Annotated in this window: 20 protein-coding genes; 14 read left to right on the forward strand and 6 right to left on the reverse strand. The window is 63.9% G+C overall.

Annotated elements, in window-relative coordinates; all coding sequences use genetic code 11:
- From H1B27_RS06755 to H1B27_RS06765, 3 genes are all read left to right on the forward strand, one after another.
- Nucleotides 1-926: IS110 family RNA-guided transposase (locus H1B27_RS06755; RefSeq protein WP_197965447.1), on the forward strand; the 926-nt coding region annotated here is incomplete at its 5' end.
- 255 nt (nt 927-1,181) lie between these two features.
- Nucleotides 1,182-1,433 (forward strand): hypothetical protein, encoded by a 252-nt coding sequence (locus H1B27_RS06760; RefSeq protein WP_061878821.1) that lies wholly within the window; start codon nt 1,182-1,184, stop codon nt 1,431-1,433.
- Nucleotides 1,434-2,024: 591 nt separating this feature from the next.
- A complete protein-coding gene (locus H1B27_RS06765) occupies nt 2,025-2,339 on the forward strand; it encodes a hypothetical protein (RefSeq protein ID WP_061882036.1) in 315 nt (104 codons plus the stop codon).
- 201 nt (nt 2,340-2,540) lie between these two features.
- Here H1B27_RS06765 and H1B27_RS06770 read toward each other — a convergent pair whose 3' ends face one another.
- Nucleotides 2,541-4,511 (reverse strand): 4Fe-4S binding protein, encoded by a 1,971-nt coding sequence (locus H1B27_RS06770; protein ID WP_197965448.1) that lies wholly within the window; start codon nt 4,509-4,511, stop codon nt 2,541-2,543.
- Nucleotides 4,512-4,708: 197 nt separating this feature from the next.
- Here H1B27_RS06770 and H1B27_RS06775 point away from each other — a divergent pair, with 197 nt between their 5' ends.
- From H1B27_RS06775 to H1B27_RS06820, 10 genes are all read left to right on the forward strand, one after another.
- Nucleotides 4,709-5,416, forward strand: coding sequence for a biotin/lipoate--protein ligase family protein (locus tag H1B27_RS06775; protein WP_197965449.1), 708 nt, complete (start codon nt 4,709-4,711; stop codon nt 5,414-5,416).
- A complete protein-coding gene (locus H1B27_RS06780; RefSeq protein WP_197965450.1) occupies nt 5,413-5,958 on the forward strand; it encodes a DUF6505 family protein in 546 nt (181 codons plus the stop codon). The genes H1B27_RS06775 and H1B27_RS06780 overlap by 4 nt, the downstream gene beginning before the upstream one ends.
- Nucleotides 5,955-6,962 (forward strand): DUF6352 family protein, encoded by a 1,008-nt coding sequence (locus H1B27_RS06785; protein ID WP_197965451.1) that lies wholly within the window; start codon nt 5,955-5,957, stop codon nt 6,960-6,962. The genes H1B27_RS06780 and H1B27_RS06785 overlap by 4 nt, the downstream gene beginning before the upstream one ends.
- The gene (locus H1B27_RS06790; protein WP_197965452.1) at nt 6,959-7,477 is read left to right on the forward strand and encodes a DUF3305 domain-containing protein; all 519 of its coding nucleotides are present in this window, start codon (nt 6,959-6,961) and stop codon (nt 7,475-7,477) included. The genes H1B27_RS06785 and H1B27_RS06790 overlap by 4 nt, the downstream gene beginning before the upstream one ends.
- Nucleotides 7,474-8,082: a DUF3306 domain-containing protein gene (locus tag H1B27_RS06795; RefSeq protein WP_197965453.1), complete on the forward strand. Its 609-nt coding sequence runs from the start codon at nt 7,474-7,476 to the stop codon at nt 8,080-8,082. Before H1B27_RS06790 ends, H1B27_RS06795 begins: the two co-directional genes overlap by 4 nt.
- A 129-nt stretch (nt 8,083-8,211) precedes the next feature.
- On the forward strand, nt 8,212-8,991 hold the full coding sequence (locus tag H1B27_RS06800; RefSeq protein ID WP_061882043.1) for a molecular chaperone TorD family protein: 780 nt from the start codon (nt 8,212-8,214) through the stop codon (nt 8,989-8,991).
- Between the two features lie 29 nt (nt 8,992-9,020).
- Complete coding sequence (locus H1B27_RS06805) at nt 9,021-9,230, forward strand: twin-arginine translocation signal domain-containing protein (RefSeq protein ID WP_061882044.1); 210 nt, start codon at nt 9,021-9,023, stop codon at nt 9,228-9,230.
- 13 nt (nt 9,231-9,243) lie between these two features.
- Nucleotides 9,244-12,186, forward strand: a complete 2,943-nt coding sequence (locus H1B27_RS06810; RefSeq protein WP_197965454.1) for a formate dehydrogenase subunit alpha — start codon at nt 9,244-9,246, stop codon at nt 12,184-12,186.
- A gap of 13 nt (nt 12,187-12,199) precedes the next feature.
- Entirely contained in the window at nt 12,200-12,796 is a 597-nt protein-coding gene (gene fdh3B, locus H1B27_RS06815; protein ID WP_027571966.1) for a formate dehydrogenase FDH3 subunit beta, read from the forward strand.
- A gap of 40 nt (nt 12,797-12,836) precedes the next feature.
- Entirely contained in the window at nt 12,837-13,838 is a 1,002-nt protein-coding gene (locus H1B27_RS06820) for a formate dehydrogenase subunit gamma (RefSeq protein WP_197965455.1), read from the forward strand.
- Between the two features lie 26 nt (nt 13,839-13,864).
- Here the strand turns inward: H1B27_RS06820 and H1B27_RS06825 are convergent, their stop codons facing one another.
- On the reverse strand, nt 13,865-14,074 hold the full coding sequence (locus H1B27_RS06825; protein ID WP_061882046.1) for a hypothetical protein: 210 nt from the start codon (nt 14,072-14,074) through the stop codon (nt 13,865-13,867).
- Nucleotides 14,075-14,558: 484 nt separating this feature from the next.
- On the opposite strand from H1B27_RS06825, the gene H1B27_RS06830 reads away from it, so the two are divergent.
- Entirely contained in the window at nt 14,559-16,871 is a 2,313-nt protein-coding gene (locus H1B27_RS06830; RefSeq protein WP_197965456.1) for a TonB-dependent receptor, read from the forward strand.
- Between the two features lie 34 nt (nt 16,872-16,905).
- Here H1B27_RS06830 and H1B27_RS06835 read toward each other — a convergent pair whose 3' ends face one another.
- The 4 genes from H1B27_RS06835 to H1B27_RS06850 form a co-directional block, all read right to left on the reverse strand.
- Nucleotides 16,906-17,916, reverse strand: coding sequence for a patatin-like phospholipase family protein (locus tag H1B27_RS06835; RefSeq protein ID WP_245312162.1), 1,011 nt, complete (start codon nt 17,914-17,916; stop codon nt 16,906-16,908).
- Nucleotides 17,917-17,952: 36 nt separating this feature from the next.
- Nucleotides 17,953-18,186: a DUF3551 domain-containing protein gene (locus H1B27_RS06840; RefSeq protein ID WP_061882049.1), complete on the reverse strand. Its 234-nt coding sequence runs from the start codon at nt 18,184-18,186 to the stop codon at nt 17,953-17,955.
- A 232-nt stretch (nt 18,187-18,418) separates the two neighbouring features.
- Nucleotides 18,419-20,656, reverse strand: coding sequence for a glycogen debranching protein GlgX (gene glgX / locus H1B27_RS06845; RefSeq protein WP_197965457.1), 2,238 nt, complete (start codon nt 20,654-20,656; stop codon nt 18,419-18,421).
- 20 nt (nt 20,657-20,676) lie between these two features.
- Nucleotides 20,677-20,958, reverse strand: coding sequence for a DUF3606 domain-containing protein (locus H1B27_RS06850; RefSeq protein WP_061882051.1), 282 nt, complete (start codon nt 20,956-20,958; stop codon nt 20,677-20,679).
- Nucleotides 20,959-20,994 lie beyond the last annotated feature (36 nt).

The raw sequence follows: 20,994 nt of genomic DNA on the forward strand, positions 1-20,994 counted from the left end.
CCTTAGTTGAGTTCCTTGAAACGCTTGGCTTTGCAGTGAAGCGGATCGGGCTGGAGGCTGGGCCGCTGTCGCAATGGCTGCATGCGGGGCTGAAAGAAGCGGGCTTCGAGACGGTTCTGCTGGAAACACGGCATGTGAAAGCAGCATTGTCAGCGATGACAGTGAAGACTGATCGCAAGGATGCACGCGGGATTGCCCAGTTGATCCGGATGGGATGGTTCAGCCCGGTGCACGCGAAGTCGATAGGGGCTCAAGAAATTCGAGCGCTGCTGGTTGCGCGCAAGCAGCTTCTTGGGCGACTTATCGATGTGGAATTGAGTATCCGCGGGATATTGCGTGGTTTTGGGCTGAAGGTTGGCCCTGTGACGCGAAAAACCTTCGAAGCGCGGATCCGAGAGTTGGTCGCGGGTCAGGCAACATTGGAGCGCATTGCCACGGCGATGCTTTCGGCACGATCGGCTCTGAAGGCAGAGTACGGAAGGCTACACAAGGCTGTGCTGGCAACCGTGCGTGACGATGCGGTCTGTCGCCGGCTGATGACAGTGCCAGGCGTTGGTCCCCTGGTGGCTATCACATACAAATCGGCGATTGACGACCCCAATCGCATCAAGAAGTCAAAATCAGCCGGCGCGCTGTTTGGGCTAACGCCAAAGAAATACCAATCGGGAGAAAAGGACGTCACGGGCGGGATCACGCTGGCCGGTGACGAGATAGTCCGCACGGTGTTGTATGAAGCCGCCAACGTTCTGCTATCGCGCATCACGCGATTCTCAAAACTCAAGCGCTGGGGGATGGACGTAGCCAAGCGGCGAGGCTCGAAGCGCGCCAAAGTCGCTCTGGCGCGCAAGCTCGCAGTGATCCTGCATCGGATCTGGGTCGATGGTACAATTTACCGATGGGGTGAAGCGGAGTCGATCGCAGCATAGAACCTGTGGAGAGGATTGAGAATGCAACCGGGCTGAACTGAAGCCCGGTGCCCGAAGTCCCGTCGCCGGGACGGTGGATCCGGTGAAGCCGTTACACGCCCAGTGCCAGCATCGGCCGAAGAGTGGATGGCCTCCGAGGTCGCAGATGGGCCAGAAGCGGAATCTTTCGTCATGCAAACCTAGGCATTCCGCTAACCATCATTTAGTTGTTTTAGGATGATCTAAGTTGCAAAATACAACTACAATTGGCGGCGCATGGGATCACTGAACAAGTCTCTGGACAATTTTTCCTATGCGGGGGTTATCGCGGCCCTTGGGGCCTTCGGCTTCTTCTTGGGAAATCTCGTTCTCAATTTTGGACTCTTGCCGTTGATCGTCTCTCTGGTCATTGGAGCGGGATTGGGCTGGCTATGTGGCGTTTGGGTTCTCAAGGAGAGGCGTCTTCCCGCGAGCGCGACCATGGCCGAGATGAAGTCAGCCATGAAGCAAGACGGGGCTGCCAAATGACTTCACCCCGCACCAGCTTTTCGCCTGCCGGCAGTACACTTCGTCTTCATTATTCTCGCGGCGCTGCGAAGGCGCGGTCGGGTGAGATGGCGCCATGACACGTCAGAAAGTCACAATCCCGCGCAGGGCCAATGCGAGGATGCGCAAGGCCAAGTCGGTTGCGGCATGGAGTCTGCTCGCTGCGGCATGGCTGCTTTTTCTTGCTGAGGTCTTGTCGGCCGTTTTTTCGCGGCGAGTATTTTACGGAGATAAGTTCACCCCCCTACATTGGGTGAATTATCAGGCTGAACCGGGTGTATTCAGTTTCGTGCTAACCGGCTCACTTGCAGGGACCTGCTTCTTTGGCTGGGTTCTTCTGAGGCTTATTCCCAAACGGAGCTGACGGTGAGGTGCCCAGGTCAGCTAAGGGGTCAGAAGCGGGCCGCAGCCGGCAGCGCTGTGAAGGCCAGCTACGGGCCCAATAGCGGTCGTAGCGTCCAGTCAATTCAACAGCAACCATAAAGAAGCGGACGCGAGAAGTTCCATCTAAACAAGAATGGATTGCGTCCCCATCTCCGGGTAGTCTCGGCTGGATCTGGGAAGGCGGAAAGCATGGTGCCAGCAGACTACGTCTTTGGCTTCGCCATCGCGTCGGTCGTCGGGTTAAACCTATATTTTGGCCCGCGTATCGCAAGCGAGCGTGTTGCCATGCAATGGGGTCCCAACAGCGAGCCGACTTGGTACGCCCCAAAATGGCTCGCAATGTGGGGGATGATTGCCTTCATGGCGGCCGTTCGGCTCTTCATTTGGCTGGCTTCAACATATGCACCGCAGCATGTGCACGGTGTTGAATTAGGAATAGTCATCTTCTCGCTAATCGCCGCCGGTTCTCACCTGTTCATTTTGATGAAGGCGAGAGCGCCTTAGGGAGGATCAGGCTCGTGAATGCGAAGTCCTTTGCGAAGCTTGTTGGGATGGTAGCGATATCCGTGGTGGCCGCCACATTGCTCCTCGGTGGGAGCAAGGATGCAAACAGTTTCGGCTTTGTTGGTTCACAAGCCGCAGATCACGCTCAAGGTGGGTGACTTCCGCTTTACGTTGGTGAGCCGACATCTATGAGTACATGCGCTAGTCCTTGCCCTCGCGCTGGCGCAGATAGTCATCCGTCGTCCGCGGCGGCGTTCGTTCCGGAACGCCCTTGAACGGATCGAATTGCTGTTCGCTCATGACGATGACGCGGCAGTCTGCGCACATCCTGAGTGCCTCGATGCGCCGGTCGCCTGCCGGATACATCCAGTGCCGGCCCTCGAGCTTGGCTGCGATGCGGTCGATCGTGCTCTTGACGCCGAAGGGCGTGCCGCAGCGGACGCAGAGTGCGGGCTCCTCTTCCTTGATGATCGTCGCGGGAGCGCGCGCCGCGCGGAAATCGATCTGCGGCTTGAGGCTGATGACCTTTTCCGGACAGGTGCTCTCGCACAGGCCGCACTGCACGCAGGCATCCTCGATGAATTTCAGCACGGGCCGCTCGGGATCGTCGCGTAGCGCGCCGGTCGGGCAGGCCGAGACGCAAGAGAGGCACAGCGTGCAGCCATCAGTGTCGACGGTGATTGCGCCCACCGGCGCCCCCTGTGGCAGCGCGATCACGTCGACCGCCTGCGGCGCCAGCCGATGCAGCTCGCTCAGGGCGAACCGCAGGAGGTCGCGCCGCTTGCCGACGGTCCTGAAGGTCGCGGGCGTCGCGACCGCAGTGAGCGTGCCGATGTCAGTCAGATGCTCGCCCAGAGCATCGGGGTCGTCGGTTTCGATGGTGGCGAGGCGACGGCCCGCAAATCCAAGGCCGCCGAGGATCGCTTCGGCCATCGCGATCGTCTGCGACAGTCCGGTCACATCGTGGCGCGGCTTGGTACGGAGCAGGAAGCGCACAGCGGATACGCCATAGGCGAAGGCGCCGACGATCGCTTCCAGCCCCAGCTGTGTGAGCTCGTTGACGGCAAAGGGAAGCACGTTCGCCGGCAGGCCGTCGCCGTGCCGCGCGAGGGCATCGATCAGGGGTGTGCCGTGCGGGCTGTCATGAAAGAGCAGCACTGCATTCGCGCCGCCGGCCTCGCGATAGGCGAGCAGCATGGCGCGGATTTTCTGGAGCTGCGCATCGGCTGGAGGCAGCGTGTAGGATACCGCACTGGTGGGGCAGGCAGCCGCGCATTGGCCGCAGCCCGCGCAGATGTTCGGATCGATTGCGACATGATCGCCGACGGGGGTGATCGCCCCGGTCGGGCAGAGATCGAGGCAGCGATGGCAGCCGGTGCGCTTCGAGCGCGAATGGGCGCAAAGCGCGGGCGCGACGTCGACATATTTCGGCTTGTCGAAGCTGCCGACGAGATCGCGCGCGGTCAGCACGGCGCGGAGCACTGCGGCGGGATCTTTCGTGTCGGCGCGCAGATAGCCGTCGCGCAGGTCGTGAGCGGGAAACAGCGGCAGATCGCCGGAAAGATCGAGGATGACATCGCAGCGCGAGGTGACTCCGCTTCGCGGCGGGTCCAGCACGAAACGATCGCGCGAGGAGGGACGGGGACGCGCATAGTCGTCGATCACAAGCTCGAACGCGCCGAAATGTCCCGTCGCGGAGCGGATCGTGCCCTTCACGACCGGAAAGACCGTTGCAGTTGGCAACACCGTGTCGTCGAGCTGCTTCAGCATCACCGTGACGTCGAGGTGATCGGCAAGCAGGCGGCCGGCCTCGATCGCGGCCTCATCGCGCCCGTAGATCAGGATCACGCCCTCGCTCGACAGGGTGACGAGCGGATAGTCCGGGGCCGGGATGGCGGCGGACGCGAGCAGGGCGGCCATTTTCGCACCGGCGCGCGCGCCGTCGCGGGACCAGCCGGCCGTTTCGCGGATGTTGACGAAACTGATCGCATCAGCCCGTTCACCGGCCTCGTCCGAGAACTGCGCTGCCTGCTGCGTGCAGGCGACCGTCAACACGCCGTCTGCCGCGGCGGTCTTGCGGAAGTGATCGAGCTCCGCGCCGCAGAGGTGGCGAAAGCCCTTGACCTCGCTGTTCGGGCATCCGCGCCGGATCGCAGCCACGTCGAGGGACATCGTGTCTTCGCACGAGCAGATCAGGACGGTCTTCGACGGCTGCTCCAGGTTAACCCCTCCGCCATTCGGACGCCGACGACGGACTCGCGCCGGCCCTTCGCCTCGTATAGACATTATCCATCGGGAAGAAAAGGAAAGCGGAGGACGGCCTGTCGTCGACCCCAGTCAACCATGTTTCCCTGGCGGAACCTATTCACTTGCCGCCGCCGTTCACGTTGGTGCGATTGCGCGAGAGCGGAGATGCCTTTGCCCATGCATGCCGCATCGCACCGGAGGCCGGTGCCGGCACGCTGGTCTATGTCGGGCGCTTCGACCTCGCAGAGTTCGCCGTGGTGCTGGAGCCGGCCGAGCCGTTGCGCAGCGCGCGCCGCGCCTTTTACGCCGGCATGGTCGCTCTCACCGATGCCCTTAGCGCCTATGCGCCGCCGAGCAAGCCGATCACGCTCAATTGGCCGGACGCGGTCAGGATCGACGGGGGCCTGGTCGGCGGCGGACGGTTGGGTTGGCTTACCGGAGCTGACGAGGACGCGCCGCCGCCCTGGCTGGTCTTCGGCGCCATGATAAGGACGGTTGCCATGAACGATGACGATCCGGGCGTCCACCCGCTGGCCTCGGCGCTCGACCAGGAAGGCTTTGGCGAGGCCGGCGCGGCGCAGATCACGGAGAGCTTTGCCCGGCACCTGATGTTGGCGCTGGATGGCTGGCGGGTCGACGGCTTTGACAGCGTCGCGCGCGACTATCTCACGCGGATTCCGCGTGAAAGACAGACGGTTCAACGCATTGACGATCGCGGCGATGTCCTGACACGCCGCATCGGGACGGATCGGGTCCAGCGAAGCGATCTCGTGCGGGCGCTCGCGACGCCGTCCTGGCTCGATCCGGCCCTCGGAGGACCGCGCCTGTGAAGCTCTTGCGCACCATCGCGCTCGATCCCTCCGACACCTTCGTGTTCGACGTGGCGGCGGAACCGGCCGAATGGGCCGTCTCAGGCGCTTTCCGCTTCTGGGATCACGACGCTGCCAGGCTCGAGGGCAAGGCGCGCGCGGCGTTTCGCGGCGGTTTCCTCGGGGTGCAGTCCTGGGGCTGGTCGACGCTGGCACAGATCGTTCCGGCAACCGAAGACGATCGTCGCGGCCTGGTCGATCTCCTTGCCAGGCAACTCGTCGATCGCTTCGGTGCGCCGGACATGGCGGCGGCGAAGACGGCCGCGGAAGAGGAGGTCGCTTTCGCGCAGTCGCTTTGCAGCCATCCGATCAGCTCTCTCATTGCAGTGCACCGCACCTCGAGCGACGGCGAAGTCCGCGAGTCGTTCCGCCGGCTGCAACTCCGGCAAGGGCAAGGTCAGGGACACAGCAAGGCATTCTCGTTCATGGAAATTGAGGACGAGGTCCAGCCTGACGGCGATCTCAGGATTGCGGATCTGGGGCGGGAGCCGACCGTCCGATGAACGATTTCTGGATCGCCTGTGGTCATCACCTGCTCGATCGCGACGAGGGCGGTGGGCTCCGTGTCACGGACGAGTTCCTCAAGGCCTATTTTGCCCGCCCCGAGCTGATGCCGCCGGACGATGCGTGCCCGGTCGAACGCCGGCTGCACCGCGAATTGCTCGCCGACCCGCGCCAGGCGGTCAGCGCCGGCGAAATCGCCGGGATGGTCGATACGGATGCGCGGGAGAATTGGCAGTTCGTGTTGGCGTTCCGCGATCTTCTGTTGCGGCATCCGACGCTCGAAGCCGCTTATCTTGCATCGGTGAGATCGGGTGCGAACGATTTGCCGCCGCTGTTCGTCAACCAGCTCGTTCACGTCATCCTGCGGAATGCGCTCGATGGCTGCGACGACCCGTTCGTGCTGCGCGCGGCCGAATTGTTCTTCCGGACCCAGCGCATCCTGCCGCATGAGCAGGCCCTGTTGCTCGGAGACGAGGAGGTCGTTGGAGGCCGGAGCCCGACCCCGGTACTCTCTCTGATGTCGATGCTGGGCGCCACCACCGATGCCGTGGTCGAGGTGTTGGGCGAGGAAAATGCCGAGGCCTATTGGCAGCGCAGCGACCAGTTCGACATGGCCCTTGACCTTACGGCCGGCGGCCGCGGGCCGGTTGCCCTGGCGCAGGCGATGACGCGCTGGGTCTCCCATCTGCTCGGCATCGACGTCGTGATCGAGCCGCTGCGCGCGCTGCACGAGGCAAGGCTCACCTGGTATGTCGGGCTCGATGCCGACGCCACGAGGCTCGGCGACCGGCTGTGGCACGGCGAAGAACTCGGCGAGCGCGACGCCGATCGCGTCCTCGCGCTGTTCCGCCTGACGTTTGCGGATTCAGGCAGCGCTCTTGACGATGTCGGGGGTGAACCGGTCTACCTGATCCTGTCGATGACGGCGGATCAGAAGCTCCGGATGAAGCCACAGAATCTGCTGACCGGGCTGCCGGTTAAGCACCTGGAGATGGCGACATGAGCCCTGCGGCGTTGCCCACCCTCTCGATTGCCGTCGGCGTCGTGGTCGAGCGGCGCTCGGCTGACTCGCCGTGGGTCGATTTCATCTGGCGCGGAATTGCCGTCCTGCCGGACAAGCCGGTGATGACACCGCCGTGGACCGTGCTTCGCGAGCAGGACGGCACGACGCTGTTTTATGCCGGAAGCGCGACCGTCGATCTCTATCCCTCCGAGACGGCGCGCTATCGCGACAATCTCGCCTCCGGCAGTCCGAGCGTCTGGATCGTGCTGTCGCCCTCGGACGGCGCCTGGCCCTATGCCGTCGCCGCGGTGACGGCCGACCCCGCCGAGGGCGAAGGCTTCACCGAAGCCGCCGACAATCTCGTCGAGGCCGTGCCGATGCCGGAGGTGCTGCGCGAAGCGATTGAAAGCTTCGTGGCCGAGCACCATGTCGAGCGGGAATTCGTCAAGCGCAAGCGGCGCCGCGCCGACCCGGAGGCACTGGCACGGCGCGAGCATGAAGGCGGACAGGAATGAGTGAGGAGGAGTTCCTTGCACGTTGGTCCCGCCGCAAGCGCGAATCGCGAGCGGAGCCGGCGAAGCCTGCCGCGGCGCAGCCCGCGCCGCCGTCCGAGGTCACGGAGGACGAGGCTGAGTTCGATCTATCGAGTCTGCCGTCGATCGACGACATCAATGCTGCGAGCGACATCACGGCCTTCCTCGGCAAGAGGATTCCTCGGGACTTGAGCCGTGCGGCCCTTCGCCGCGCCTGGGCGACCGATCCCGCCATTCGCGACTTTGTGGGGCTTGCGGAGAATGCATGGGACTTCAACGATCCGACTGCGATGCCGGGTTTTGGCCCGCTGGATTGCTCGACGGAGGAGTTGGCCGCATTGGTCGATCGCATTGTCGGCGGCGTGCGCGAGGCGGCCCAGTCCCTTGCCGAGGCATCGACTGAAAGCGGGGATTCTCCGGCGGATTCGCATCAAGCCGATGTGGCACTTGTTTCCAATGTCGTTGAGCCCGATGAGAGGCAGCACCCGGCGATCCCTGCTGCAGTGCAACCGACAGTGGGCGAAAGACCTGCGGATTCCGCGGAGCCGGTGAGGTCCCGCACGCATGGTGGTGCACTGCCGCGGTGAACCACGACCAAAGACTATAGGTACAGGCTATGGCAGGCGATTGACCGGCGCTGGAACCGGGATTACGCTGTCTACTGCTTTGTAACAAAAGCGATAATCAAGCAGACGGGACTTGGATGGGAGGTCCACGTGCGTGATGACGGGCTTGATCGCGCGATCGACGCCGCAGGCGGCATCGCTCAACTTGCGCGCAAAATAGGCATCAGCCAGCCCTCCGTGTCGAATTGGACTCGCGTGCCCGCACAACGGGTGGTTGCAGTCGAGACTGCCACCGGCGTTTCCCGGAATGATCTGCGGCCAGATCTCTACAATGAGCAAGCCGTCCCAGCGAACCTCATCGATCCCGTCGATGCGGCGCGCGCGCAGGAATATGCGCTGCTGGCAACGCTGCTGTCCGCGCCGCCGTCGAAACGCCTGCTCGATCAGCTCGCCGCGCTCAGCGGTGACGCGACGCCGCTCGGGCGCGCGCATGAGGCGCTGGCCGATGCGGCCTCGAGCGCCGTCGCAGCGCAAGTCGAGCGCGAGTATTTCGATCTGTTCGTCGGGCTCGGCCGCGGCGAACTGCTGCCCTATGCCTCCTATTATCTCACGGGCTTCCTCAACGAACGGCCGTTGTCGCGCCTGCGCGGCGACCTTGCGACGCTCGGTATCGCGCGGGTAGCCGACAATTCCGAACCCGAAGATCACGCCGCCATCCTGTGCGAGATCATGTCCGGCCTTGCCGACGGCCGATTCGATGCCTCGCCCGAGGCGCAGCGCGCCTTCTTCGAAAAACATGTGTCGCCCTGGATGGGGCGGCTGTTCGCCGACATCGAGAGCGCCGGCGACGCCCGTTTCTATCGAGCGGTCGGCGCGCTCGGCCGCACCTTTATCGAAATCGAGACGGAAGCATTCACATTCGCCAACTGACCGAGGCGCCTTGGTCCGGGAGAGCTGCGATGAGTGACGAGACGAAAGCAAAGGTCGGACGCCGCGATTTCCTTCGCAGGGTCGGCTTGGGCACGGCCGGTGTCGGCGCGACGCTGGCGACACCGCTGGTCGGGTCCGCGCAGGCGGACAGCGAGAGCAACGATGAGAAGCGCAAGGCGCGCTACAAGGAATCCGAACACGTGAAGACGTTCTACCGCGTCAATCGTTATCCGGCCTGAGAGGGAGGCTGCCGTGCTTATCAAGCGAACACACCAGCGTTCCGATCGCCGAGGCTCCGTGGCCGAATCCCTTGCGGGCCATGCCGCGGGACTTGATCGCCGCACCTTCCTGCGCAAATCCGGTCTGGCGGGCGGCGCTCTCGCAGCGCTCGGGGCCATGCCGGTCGTCAGCGTGCGCAAGGCGGAAGCGGCCGCTGCCGGCCCGCTCGCGGCCGGCGCCATCGCCAAGAAGAGCATCTGCACGCATTGTGCAGTCGGCTGCACCGTGACGGCGGAAGTGCTCAACGGAGTCTGGATCGGGCAGGAGCCGAGCTGGGATTCGCCGATCAACCGCGGCTCGCATTGCGCCAAGGGCGCTTCGGTGCGCGAGCTCGTGCACAGCGATCGCCGCCTGCGCTATCCGATGAAGCTGGTGAACGGGCAATGGACGCGTGTGTCGTGGGACATTGCGGTGAACGAGATCGGCGACAAGCTGCTCCAGGTTCGCGAGAAGTCGGGCAGCGATTCCGTCTACTGGCTCGGCTCGGCCAAGATGACCAACGAAGGAGCCTACCTGTTCCGCAAGCTCGGTGCGTTCTGGGGCACCAACAACACTGATCACCAGGCGCGGATCTGCCACTCCACCACCGTCACCGGCGTCGCCAACACCTGGGGCTACGGCGCGATGACGAACAGCATCAACGACATGCGCAACTCCAAGACGATGCTGTTCATCGGCAGCAACGCCGCGGAAGCGCATCCCGTCAGCATGCAGCACCTGCTGGAATCCAAGGAGCTCAACAAGGCGAACTTCATCGTCTTCGATCCGCGCCTGACCCGCACCGCGGCGCACGCCACCGAATATGTCCGGATCCGTCCCGGCACCGACATTCCCGTGCTCTACGGCATGATGTGGCACATCCTGAAGAACGGCTGGGAGGACAAGGAATTCATCGCCCAGCGCGTCTACGGCTTCGACGACCTGCGCAAGGAGGTCGAGAAGTGGAACCCGCAGGAGGTCGAGCGCGTCACCGGTGTGCCCGCCGCGCAGCTCGAGCGCGTCGCCAAGACGTTCGCGACGGTCAAGCCCGCGACCATCATCTGGTGCATGGGCCAGACCCAGCACACGGTCGGCACCGCCAACGTGCGGGCGAGCTGCATCGCGCTGCTGATGACCGGCAACGTCGGAAAAGCCGGGGCCGGCGCCAACATCCTGCGCGGCCATGACAACGTGCAGGGCGCGACCGACGTCGGCCTCGATATCGTGACGTTGCCGTTCTACTACGGCCTTGCGGAGGGCGCCTGGAAGCACTGGTCTCGGGTCTGGGAGGTCGACTACGACTATCTCGTCTCCCGCTTCGACGAGAAGAAGCTGATGGAGACGCCAGGCATCCCGCTGACGCGATGGTTCGATGCTGCGCTGTTGCCGAAGGCCGATGTCGCGCAGAAGGACAACGTCAAGGCCGTATTCGTGCAAGGCCACGCCAGCAACAGCATCACGCGCATTCCGGAGTCGCTGAAGGGCCTGAAGGCGCTGGAGCTGTTGGTGATCGCCGACCCGCACCCGACCACCTGGGCATCCCTGGCGGTCGAGGCGGGACGCAAGGATGGCGTCTACATCCTGCCCGTGGCCACGCAGTTCGAATGCACGGGATCGCGCGTCGCCTCCAATCGCTCGATGCAGTGGGGCGAGCAGATCGTCAAGCCGATCTTCGAATCCAAGGATGACCTCGAGATCATCTATTTGCTGGCGAAGAAGTTCGGCTTCGCCGACAAGATGTTCAAGAACATCAAGGTCGAGAACAATCTTCCGGTCGCCGAGGACGTGCTGCGCGAGATCAACCGCGGAAGCTGGTCGACCGGCTACTGCGGGCAGTCGCCGGAGCGCATCAAGGCGCACATGAAGAACCAGCACAAGTTCGACCTGGTGACGCTGCGTGCGCCCAAGGACGATCCGGAGGTCGGCGGCGATTATTACGGCCTGCCTTGGCCGTGCTGGGGCTCGCCCGAGGTGAAGCATCCCGGCTCGCCGCTGCTCTACAACAACAATCTGCACGTGATGGACGGCGGCGGCGCGTTCCGTCCGCGCTTCGGCATCGAACGCGAGGAGAAGCTGCCGGACGGCACGACGCGGAAGGTGAGCCTGCTCGCCGACAAATCCTTCTCCAGGGGCTCGGAGATCGAGGACGGCTATCCCGAGTTCACGCTGGCAAGCCTGAAGAAGCTCGGCTGGGACAAGGATCTCACCGAGGCCGAGATGGCGACGATCCAGAGGGTCAACCCGGCCAATCCGGATGCGGTGTCCTGGGCGGTCGACCTTTCCGGCGGCATCCAGCGCGTCGCGCTGAAGCACGGTTGCGTGCCCTTCGGCAACGGCAAGGCGCGCATGAATGCGTTCGGCCTGCCGGACCCGATCCCGGTACATCGCGAACCGATCTACACGCCGCGCGTCGATCTCGTCGAGAAATATCCGACCCTGCCCGACGCCAAGCAGTTCCGCCTGCCCAATATCGGCTTCTCGGTGCAGAAGGCGGCGGTGGAAAAGGGGATCGCAAAGCAGTTCCCGCTGATCCTCTCCTCCGGGCGTCTCGTCGAGTACGAAGGCGGCGGCGAGGAAACCCGCACCAATCCATGGCTCGCCGAATTGCAGCAGGACATGTTCATCGAGATCAGCCCGGCTGATGCCGCCGATCGCGGCATCAAGGACGGCGGCTGGGTCTGGGTGAGCGGTGCCGAGAACAATTCACGTGCCAGGATGAAGGCGCTGGTGACCGAACGCGTCGGCAAGGGCGTCGCCTGGATGCCGTTCCATTTCGGCGGCTGGCTCGGCGGCAACGACCTGCGCAAGAATTATCCCGCCGGCACCGATCCGATCGTGCTGGGCGAAAGCGCCAACACGATCACGAGCTACGGCTACGATCCTGCGACGGGCATGCAGGAGCCGAAAGTCACGCTTTGTCAGATCGTCGCAGCCTGAGAGGAGCACGCACATGGCTCGGATGAAATTTCTCTGCGACGCCGATCGCTGCATCGAGTGCAACGCTTGCGTCACCGCCTGCAAGAACGAGCACGAGGTGCCCTGGGGCATCAACCGCCGCCGCGTCGTCACCATCAACGACGGCAAGCCGGGCGAGCGCTCGATCTCGATGGCCTGCATGCACTGCACGGACGCGCCCTGTGCGGCCGTTTGCCCGGTGAACTGCTTCTACACCACCGCCGATGCCGTGGTGCTGCACTCCAAGGACCTCTGCATCGGTTGCGGCTATTGCTTCTACGCCTGCCCGTTCGGCGCGCCGCAATATCCGAAGGTCGGGAACTTCGGCTCACGCGGCAAGATGGACAAATGCACCTATTGCGCCGGCGGTCCGGAGGCCGACGGCAGCAAGGAGGAATACGAGAAATACGGTGCGAACCGGCTGGCCGAAGGCAAGCTGCCGCTGTGTGCTGAAATGTGCTCGACCAAGTCGTTGCTTGCGGGCGACGGCGAGATCATTGCGCAGATCTACAAGGAGCGCGTCATGAAGCGCGGCTATGGCTCGGGTGCGTGGGGCTGGAAGACCGCATATCGCGAGACAATCGAGTCCTGACGTGGGCAGCCGAAGGGCGCGCAAGACCGGGGAGGACGTGATGGCGTCGTTTGGAAGGTTCATTCGTCTGGCGTTCGGCGCCTGGGCGCTGCTTCTTTTGGTGACGGCGGTGCCCGCGAGTGCTCAGCAGGTCAACCCGACCGCGAGCGCGGTCAAGGAGCAGCAGCTTCTGCAGGAGCTCAACCGCATTCAGGGCCGCGTCAGCATTCCCGATCAGCGCTCCGGCGTTCTCGAGCAGCCGCAGGGACGGGAATGGCGGGAATTCCGCAATGTGACGCTGCCCTGGATCGGCGGCATTGCGATCCTCGGCATGACCGCGGCCATCGTGATCTTCTATCTCACCGTCGGGATGGTGCGTCTCGAAGCCGGACGGTCCGGCCGGACCATCGTACGCTTCAACGCCTTCGAGCGGTTCGTGCACTGGCTGACGGCGACCTGCTTCATCGTGCTCGCCATTTCCGGGTTGAACATCACGTTCGGCCGGCCATTGCTGCTGCCGCTGATCGGTTTCGAGGCTTTCTCGGAATGGTCGCAATGGGCCAAATACGCGCACAACTATCTGAGCTTCCCGTTCACCATCGGCGTCGTCCTGATCTTCCTGATGTGGATCGGAGGCAATATCCCGAGCAAGGTGGATATCGAATGGGCGAAGCGCGGCGGCGGCCTGATCGGACATGACCATCCGCCGGCCTACCGCTTCAATGGCGGCCAGAAGATGATCTACTGGATCGTCGTGATCGGCGGCGGACTCGTCGCAGCGTCCGGCTACGCGCTGATGTTCCCGTTCTACGGCACGGGGATCGAGGGCATGCAAATGGCCCAGATCGTCCACTCGATCGTCGCGGTCCTGTTCGTCGCGGCGATGATCGGGCACATCTATATCGGCACCATCGGCATGGAAGGCGCGTTCGAGGCCATGGGCTCGGGCGAAGTCGACGTCAACTGGGCTCGCGAGCACCATAGCCTCTGGCTTGACGAGCAGAAGGCGCAAACCGGACCGAACGACGGGCAACCGCGCCCCGCAACGGCCGCGGCCGAATAAGCGGAGTCCGACGCGGGCGCTTCAGCCTACTGAGCCGGCTCTTTCGCAAACAAGACGGAGCGGTCCTGCAGCTCCTGCTCGGGCAGCTTGTTCGCCTGGCCTGTCTGCATGTCTTGAATGGACGCCATGCCGTGCTGACCGAACTGGAGAACTGCATGCGACCTGAACAGGTTGCTGGCCGCACCGGCGAGAAGCATGGCTGCAATGAGCGAAAGCATGAGGGGTTTCATGCGCATCTCCGTCTGCCATCTCCACCCGGCACGACGAATACATCCGGATTGTCCAGCCGCATGTGAGCCACTTCACAGCGATCGGTTCCACGACCGTTGAAACGGACCTGTTCTGGAGGCGGCCGCACTTGCGGCATCAACATGCAATCCATCCTCAGATCGGATGGTGCGGCGGGCATATCCGTGAGCCCCTGCCAGCCGTCAACTTGCTCGTCAGGGTGGATATCAGCTTGCCAATAGAAGCGCTCCGTCCCGCCCCGGCGTGGTCAAGGGCCGGCGCGGAATTCCTCCATGAGAGCAGCCATTTGGCTTCCGTTCTCGTCGGCGTTCGGCCGTGAGGTCGAAAGTGGTCCGGCTCTTGCTCTTGTCAGTATGAGAAAGTTTGATAAACGTCATACTGTGAAGGCGGGGCTGATGGAGCGAGTGGCGAGGCGGAATTTGCGGGCGGTCGAACCTGGGACTGCCGGGACGAAGGTTTTGGAATGCGCCGATGCGATTGAGACGGCCTAAGTCCGGCCGTCGTGGCGGCGCGCTGACGGCACTCTCGGCCCTGGCGCTGCTCGCGGATGACGGCCGCGCCCTTGCGCAGAGCAATAGCGCCGCACGCGAGCTGCCGCCGGTCCAGGTCAGTGGCAGCGAGACGCCGGGGCGCAAGAGGCCGGCCGCATCGCGCCGCACCGGCAGACCGGCTGCGGCCAGTCACCGCATCATCCTGTATCCTGCACCGACGCAGGCGTCGGATGCGCGCAGTGCCGGCTCGGGTGCAAAGGACGAGCCCGGCATGGCCAGCGAGATCACCGTCTCCGGCGATGAGATCAACGCGCGCCCGGTCTCGCGGCCGGGTGAGGTGCTCGAAGCCGTCCCGGGTCTGATCGTGACGCAGCATTCCGGCGAAGGCAAAGCCAACCAGTATTTCCTACGCGGCTATAATCTCGACCACGGCACGGATCTTGCGATTACGGTCGACGGCGTCCCCGTCAACATGCGCACCCACGCGCACGGCCAGGGTTATGCCGATCTCAACTGGCTGATCCCGGAAACCATCGCCGCCATGGACGTGCGCAAGGGGCCTTACTTCGCGGACGAAGGCGACTTCGCCTCGGTCGGAAGCGTTCATATCGGCCTGATCGACCGCACCAGGAGACTCGCCCAGGTGACGGTCGGCAGTTTCGGCTATCGCCGCCTGCTCGGCATGGACTCCGCAAAAGTCGGTGACGGTTCGCTGCTGGTGGCTGGCGAAGTTGGGACCTACAACGGCCCGTGGGACAATCCGGACAATGTGCGAAAGCTCAACGGCCTCGTGCGCTACAGCCAGGGCACCGCGACCGACGGCCTGTCCGTCACCGGCATGGCCTACGTCAACAGATGGAATTCGACCGACCAGGTGCCGCAGCGCGCGATTACGGGTGGCTTGTTCGACCGCTTCGGCTCGGAGGATCCGACCGACGGCGGCAACACCAACCGTTTTGCACTGTCGGGCCGCATCGCGCAGAGCGACGATCTCGGGTCGTGGAAGGCCAATGCCTATGTGGTGAAGAGCCAGCTCGACCTCTTCAACAACTTCACTTACTTCCTCGACGATCCCGTGCTCGGCGACCAGTTTCACCAGCACGACGACCGCCTGATGGCCGGCGCCAACGTCTCGCGTACGCTGAACGGTTCATTCGCGGGCCTGCCGACGCAGACCACGGTCGGCCTGCAATCGCGTTATGATGCGATCGACCTCGCGCTGACCGACACTTTCCAGCGCGGCTTTCTCTCCAATGTCCGCAGCGACAAGGTCGGCGAGGGCAGCGTCGGGGTCTATGCCGAAAACACGGTGCGCTGGACCGATTGGCTCAGGACGACGCTGGGCTGGCGCGGCGACTATTATGCCGCTGATGTCACCTCGCTGTTCAACACCGCCAATTCCGGCCGCGCCGACGCCGCGCTCGGCAGCCCGAAATTCAGGATGGTGCTTGGTCCGTTCAACCAGACCGAATTCTTCCTCGGTGCCGGCTACGGCATGCATTCGAACGACGCCCGCGGCGCGACCACGACGGAAGATCCGACCGATCCCGCGACAAGGCTCACGCCGTCGCCGCTGCTGGTGCGCACCAGAGGCGCGGAGGTGGGCGTCCGCAGCAGGATCGTTGCGGGCCTCGACACTTCGCTCAGCCTCTTCATCCTGGATCAGGATTCGGAGATCCTGTTCTCCGGCGATGCCGGCGATACTTCGGCAACCCGCGCCAGCCGCCGCTACGGCTTCGAGTGGACCAACCATTACCGGCCAAGGTCCTGGATCGACATCGACGCCGATCTTGCAATGACGCATGCGCGGTTTCGCGGCTATGACAGCGAGCAGGCGGAGGTCTATGCCTCGCTTGCCGGCTATCCCGAGGCGCAGATCGGCAATGCCCCAGGCAACTACATCCCGAACGCACCGGCGATGGTGGCGTCAGCCGGCGTCACGCTGGGCGAGAAGACCGGCTGGTTCGGAACCGTGCGTTGGCGCTACCTGGCCTCGAGCCCGCTGACCGAAGACAATGCGTTCCGCTCCTCTGCGACCAGCCTCTTCAATGGCCGCCTCGGCTATCGCATCGACAATGGCTGGCGCATCCAGCTCGACGTGCTCAACCTCTTCAACACGAAGGCGAACCAGATCACCTATGCCTATGGGTCGCTGCTCAAGACCGACTCGCTCTACAATCTCTGCACATCTGGCACAGCGCCGACGGCAGTCTGTCAGAACGGCGTGATGGATTACGTGCTGCACCCGGTGGAGCCGCTGACGTTCAGGGTCACTGTGGCGGGGACGTTCTAAGAGCAGCTCGCTCCCTGCCCGTTGAGAGACATCGCTATGGCCGCCGTACGCTGCAGATTCCGTTCGGGATCGGGGCGAGGCTTGCGGCATATTGCATGTCCAGGAAGCCGGCCCGCCAGCGCTGCGCCATGGCTGCCTCCGACAGATCGAACGACTTTTCGGGACCAGCTTCCTCGCGGCCCGGGCGATAGCTCAGGAGATAGACCTCGTCGTCGTAATCAAGGTCCTGAAGCTCGGCGCGGAGCTGACGGGCTTCCAGGGCGTAGCCAAGGCGCTGGAAGGTCTGGTTGCCGAAGGTCAGGTCGCTCTTGCGTTCGGCCGCAGCCTCGAGCCCGTCCGGGACCTTGCCGTCGCGCGGAAAGAGATCGATGACATACAGGCGGAGCGGGCCCGCAGTTTCCAGGATCGGGTCGAAAGGCGCGTTCAGCGCGAACCCGCCATCGCCGAGCCACCGGCCGGCGATCTGCACCGGAGCGAATTCAGGGAGGAATCCGCAGCTGGCCAGGATATGGTCCATTTCGATCCGCTGCGACGACGAGTCGAACAGCACGGCATCGCCGCTTTCGAGGTCCGTGGCGCAGATCGTGATGCGCGGATCGCCGCCGTTCAGGCGTCCGAAATCGATCAGCTGGTGGAGGCGTTCGCGGGTCGGGCCGAGATCGTAGAGGCCGCCGAAGTGAGATGCCGGGATCGGGAGGCGGGGATGGAAGAAACCGGCATGACCGAGGAGGCGAGTGTTGATCGAGCTGAACCAGGCGAAGAGATGGCGGCCGGCGTTCGGTATCGCAGGCGCGCGATCCGTCCCGTGCCAGTAGCTCCGCAGGTTACGCAGCCGATCGCCGCTCGGGCTTCCCGCGATCAGTGCCGCCGTGATGGCACCTGCCGATGAACCGGTCACCCAGTCGATCGGCGATCGAAGAGAGCTGAGCGCTTCAAACACGCCGGCATGATACGCACCGAGGCCGAGACCACCGGAGAAGGCGACAGCGGTGAGCGGAAGCTCGGCTGCCATTGCGCCGCCCGGCTCGGCGCCACGATCAGGCAAAACCGCCTCCGCTTGCCAGCCTGGACGTCAGGCTGATCACCGGTATCCTCTGTAGTGGCGCGCATAGGCGTAGCGGGGATTGATGCCGCAATAGGCGTTCGTTCCCGATGCGGTTGCCATGCACTGCGCGTAACTGGCGAACTGGCAGTTACCCGGATAGCCCCAGATCCGGCCCTGGAGGCAGTAGCGGTCTTGCGCCACCGCGGCTGTCGAAAAGCCGAAGCTCGTCAGGATCGACAGCGCGGCGGCAGCTATCAACAAAGGTCTCATCGAAACCTCCAATTTCGACAATGAACGCGGCCCGTGACCGGGTGTTCCAAGCTGATCAGTCCTCCGCCTCGGAGGCTTCACCATGCCTGGTCCCAGCACCCCGCAGTCCATGGCGTGCTGCGGACGACAGTCTAAAGCATAATCGGGAAAAGTGCGCAGAGGTTTTCCGAAAAGATCGTGCTTGAACAACAACCTGGAGCGTGATGACGATTCATCCTCATCGCATCGCGCTTCAGCCCGGAAGAGGTGTGTCGGCGATGTCCAGCAGGGCGCCGAGACCCTGCCGCAGGCGGCGCGTCGCGATGTTATCGTTGGCAAGGCCCAACGTCAGCAGGGATCGCCCGGTCACCGCGTAGGCGTGCCCGAACTCGAATTCGGCCATGGGCGCGTCAGGCCGATTGGTGTCGATCAGGCCCAGCCAGCTGCGGCCGTCGGTGACCTCCGGCAGGGTGAAGTTCACGACGTCGTGGTGCGCGTTGTAGACCAGCAGCATGGTCGCATCCGAGCCCCGGCGCTTGATCCCGGTCTCCTGCGCGCGGCCGTCGAGCAGCATCCCGAAGCATTTGGCATTGCCGTCCTGCCACTGCTCCGTCGTCATCTCCTCGCCGGAGGGCGAGAGCCAGGTGACGTCCTTGACGTCGAGTTCCTCGTTGTGCGAGCCGACCAGGAAGCGGCTGCGGTAGAGGATGGGAAAGGCCTTGCGGGTGGCAATCAGCTTGCGCACGAACTCGCGCAGGCTGCGGCCGTTCGCGGTGATGCCCATCCAGCTGAGCCAGGTGGTCTCGTTGTCCTGGGCGTAAGCATTGTTGTTGCCGTTCTGGGTGTGCCCGAACTCGTCGCCGGCGAGCAGCATGGGCGTGCCGTGCGACAGCAGCATCGTCGCCAGCAGATTCCGCTTCTGGCGCTCGCGCAAGCCGGTGATCTCCGGATCGTCGGTCGGCCCCTCGGCGCCGCAGTTCCAGGAATGGTTGTTGCTGTGACCATCGCGATTGTCCTCGCCATTCGCCTCGTTGTGCTTGTCGTTGTAGGAGACGAGATCGTTCAGGTTGAAACCGTCATGGGCCGTGACGAAGTTGACACTGGCCCAGGGCCGCCGCCCGCGCTTGTTGAAGAGGTCGCCGGATCCCGATACGCGCTTGGCAAAGTCGGCCAGCGTGCCCGGGTCGCCCTTCCAGAAGGCGCGCACCGTGTCCCTGAACTTGTCGTTCCACTCGGCCCAGCCGGGCGGAAACTGGCCGACCTGGTAGCCTCCGGGACCGATGTCCCAGGGCTCCGCGATCAGCTTGACGCTGGAGAGCACGGGATCCTGGCGGCAGGCATCGAGGAAGCCGCCGCCTTCATCGAAGCCATAGGGTTCGCGCGCAAGGATGGTGGCGAGATCGAAACGGAAGCCGTCGACCCGCATCTCGGTCGCCCAGTAGCGGAGGGAATCGGCGACGAGCTGAAGCACGCGCTGATGCGAAAGATTGACGGTGTTCCCCGTGCCGGTGTCGTTGATGTAGTAGCGCTTCTGGTCCGGCAGCAGGCGGTAGTAGCTGGCATTGTCGATGCCCTTGAACGACAGGGTCGGGCCGAGCTCGTTGCCTTCCGCGGTGTGATTGTAGACGACGTCGAGAATGATCTCGATGCCATGGGCGTGAAACTGGTTGACCATGGCCTTGAACTCGTTCGCGGCCGGCGTCTTGAGGTAACGCGGATCAGGCGCGAAGAAGGCGATGGAATTGTAGCCCCAGTAGTTGCGCAGGCCTTTCTCGACGAGATAGCTGTCGTCGACGAAGGCGTGGATCGGCAGCAACTCGGCGCTGGTGATGCCCAGCGAGCGCAAGTAAGCCGGGACTTCCGAATGTGCCAGGCCCGAGAACGTGCCGCGGTCACCTTCCGGCACCAGCGGATGCAGCTGGGTAAACCCCTTGACGTGCATCTCGTAGACGATCGTCCGCTCCCAAGGCACTTCCGGCTTGCGCGATGCGCCCCAGGTGAAGGCGGGATCGATCACGCGGCACTTCTGCATCAACGGCGCGCTGTCGCGTTCGTCGTAGGAGAGATCCTTGTCGGCATGGTCGAGCCGGTAGCCGAACAGCTCCGGTCCCCAGCGGAGCTGGCCGACCAGCTGCCTGGCGTAGGGATCGAGCACGAGCTTGTTGGGATTGAAGCGGTGGCCGGCGTCGGGCTCGTAAGGGCCATGGACTCGGTAGCCGTAGACGGTCCCGGGGCGGGCGGAAGGCAGATAGCCGTGCCAGACTTCGTCGGTATATTCGGGAAGCTCGATACGCTCGAGCTCGGTTTCACCGGTGTCGTCGAACAGGCAGAGCTCGACCTTGGCGGCGTGAGCCGAAAACAGCGCGAAATTGACGCCGAGCCCATCCCAGGTGGCGCCCAGCGGGAATGGTCTGCCCTCGGTGATCCGGGTGCGACGCAGGCTCGAGGCCGCCCGCGTTAGGGCATCGTCCGACTGTACTGTTTGATCCATCCTTCCCCCCGAATAGCCCGTCAGGACGTCGTCACGGTTGCCGCGACCTCGGTCGTGACCGGCTCGCCGGCGCTGGCCGAAGTGATCAACGCGGCGGCAGGCACAGCGACCGGCTTGGTCAGCACCTTGGCCCTTTGCAGAGCTGCCTCCTTGCTGATGGCCGGGATCGAATTGCCGATCCGCCCGACGATCGCGGTGAGCTCTGCGTCCGATAGTCCAAGGCGCTTCTTGAGCAGGCGCACCTGGGCGCGGTCGGTCACGTCGAGCTTGTTACGGATGGTCTGCGGTCTCGGGCGGCGCATGGCGGCGGCTCCTGTCTGGAACGCTAACCGTTGCGC

Origin of the sequence: Bradyrhizobium diversitatis (assembly GCF_016031635.1) — a bacterium.
Taxonomy (GTDB): Bacteria; Pseudomonadota; Alphaproteobacteria; order Rhizobiales; family Xanthobacteraceae; genus Bradyrhizobium; species Bradyrhizobium diversitatis.

Excerpts from the sequence above, each read along its gene's own strand:
- H1B27_RS06760 (WP_061878821.1), top strand. The coding sequence starts at position 1,182 with ATGGGATCACTGAACAAGTCTCTGGACAATTTTTCCTATGCGGGGGTT.
- H1B27_RS06765 (WP_061882036.1), top strand. The coding sequence starts at position 2,025 with ATGGTGCCAGCAGACTACGTCTTTGGCTTCGCCATCGCGTCGGTCGTC.
- H1B27_RS06770 (WP_197965448.1), bottom strand. The coding sequence starts at position 4,511 with ATGTCCCTCGACGTGGCTGCGATCCGGCGCGGATGCCCGAACAGCGAG.
- H1B27_RS06785 (WP_197965451.1), top strand. The coding sequence starts at position 5,955 with ATGAACGATTTCTGGATCGCCTGTGGTCATCACCTGCTCGATCGCGAC.
- H1B27_RS06790 (WP_197965452.1), top strand. The coding sequence starts at position 6,959 with ATGAGCCCTGCGGCGTTGCCCACCCTCTCGATTGCCGTCGGCGTCGTG.
- H1B27_RS06795 (WP_197965453.1), top strand. The coding sequence starts at position 7,474 with ATGAGTGAGGAGGAGTTCCTTGCACGTTGGTCCCGCCGCAAGCGCGAA.
- H1B27_RS06805 (WP_061882044.1), top strand. The coding sequence starts at position 9,021 with ATGAGTGACGAGACGAAAGCAAAGGTCGGACGCCGCGATTTCCTTCGC.
- fdh3B (WP_027571966.1), top strand. The coding sequence starts at position 12,200 with ATGGCTCGGATGAAATTTCTCTGCGACGCCGATCGCTGCATCGAGTGC.
- H1B27_RS06820 (WP_197965455.1), top strand. The coding sequence starts at position 12,837 with ATGGCGTCGTTTGGAAGGTTCATTCGTCTGGCGTTCGGCGCCTGGGCG.
- H1B27_RS06825 (WP_061882046.1), bottom strand. The coding sequence starts at position 14,074 with ATGCGCATGAAACCCCTCATGCTTTCGCTCATTGCAGCCATGCTTCTC.
- H1B27_RS06830 (WP_197965456.1), top strand. The coding sequence starts at position 14,559 with ATGCGATTGAGACGGCCTAAGTCCGGCCGTCGTGGCGGCGCGCTGACG.
- H1B27_RS06840 (WP_061882049.1), bottom strand. The coding sequence starts at position 18,186 with ATGAGACCTTTGTTGATAGCTGCCGCCGCGCTGTCGATCCTGACGAGC.
- glgX (WP_197965457.1), bottom strand. The coding sequence starts at position 20,656 with ATGGATCAAACAGTACAGTCGGACGATGCCCTAACGCGGGCGGCCTCG.
- H1B27_RS06850 (WP_061882051.1), bottom strand. The coding sequence starts at position 20,958 with ATGCGCCGCCCGAGACCGCAGACCATCCGTAACAAGCTCGACGTGACC.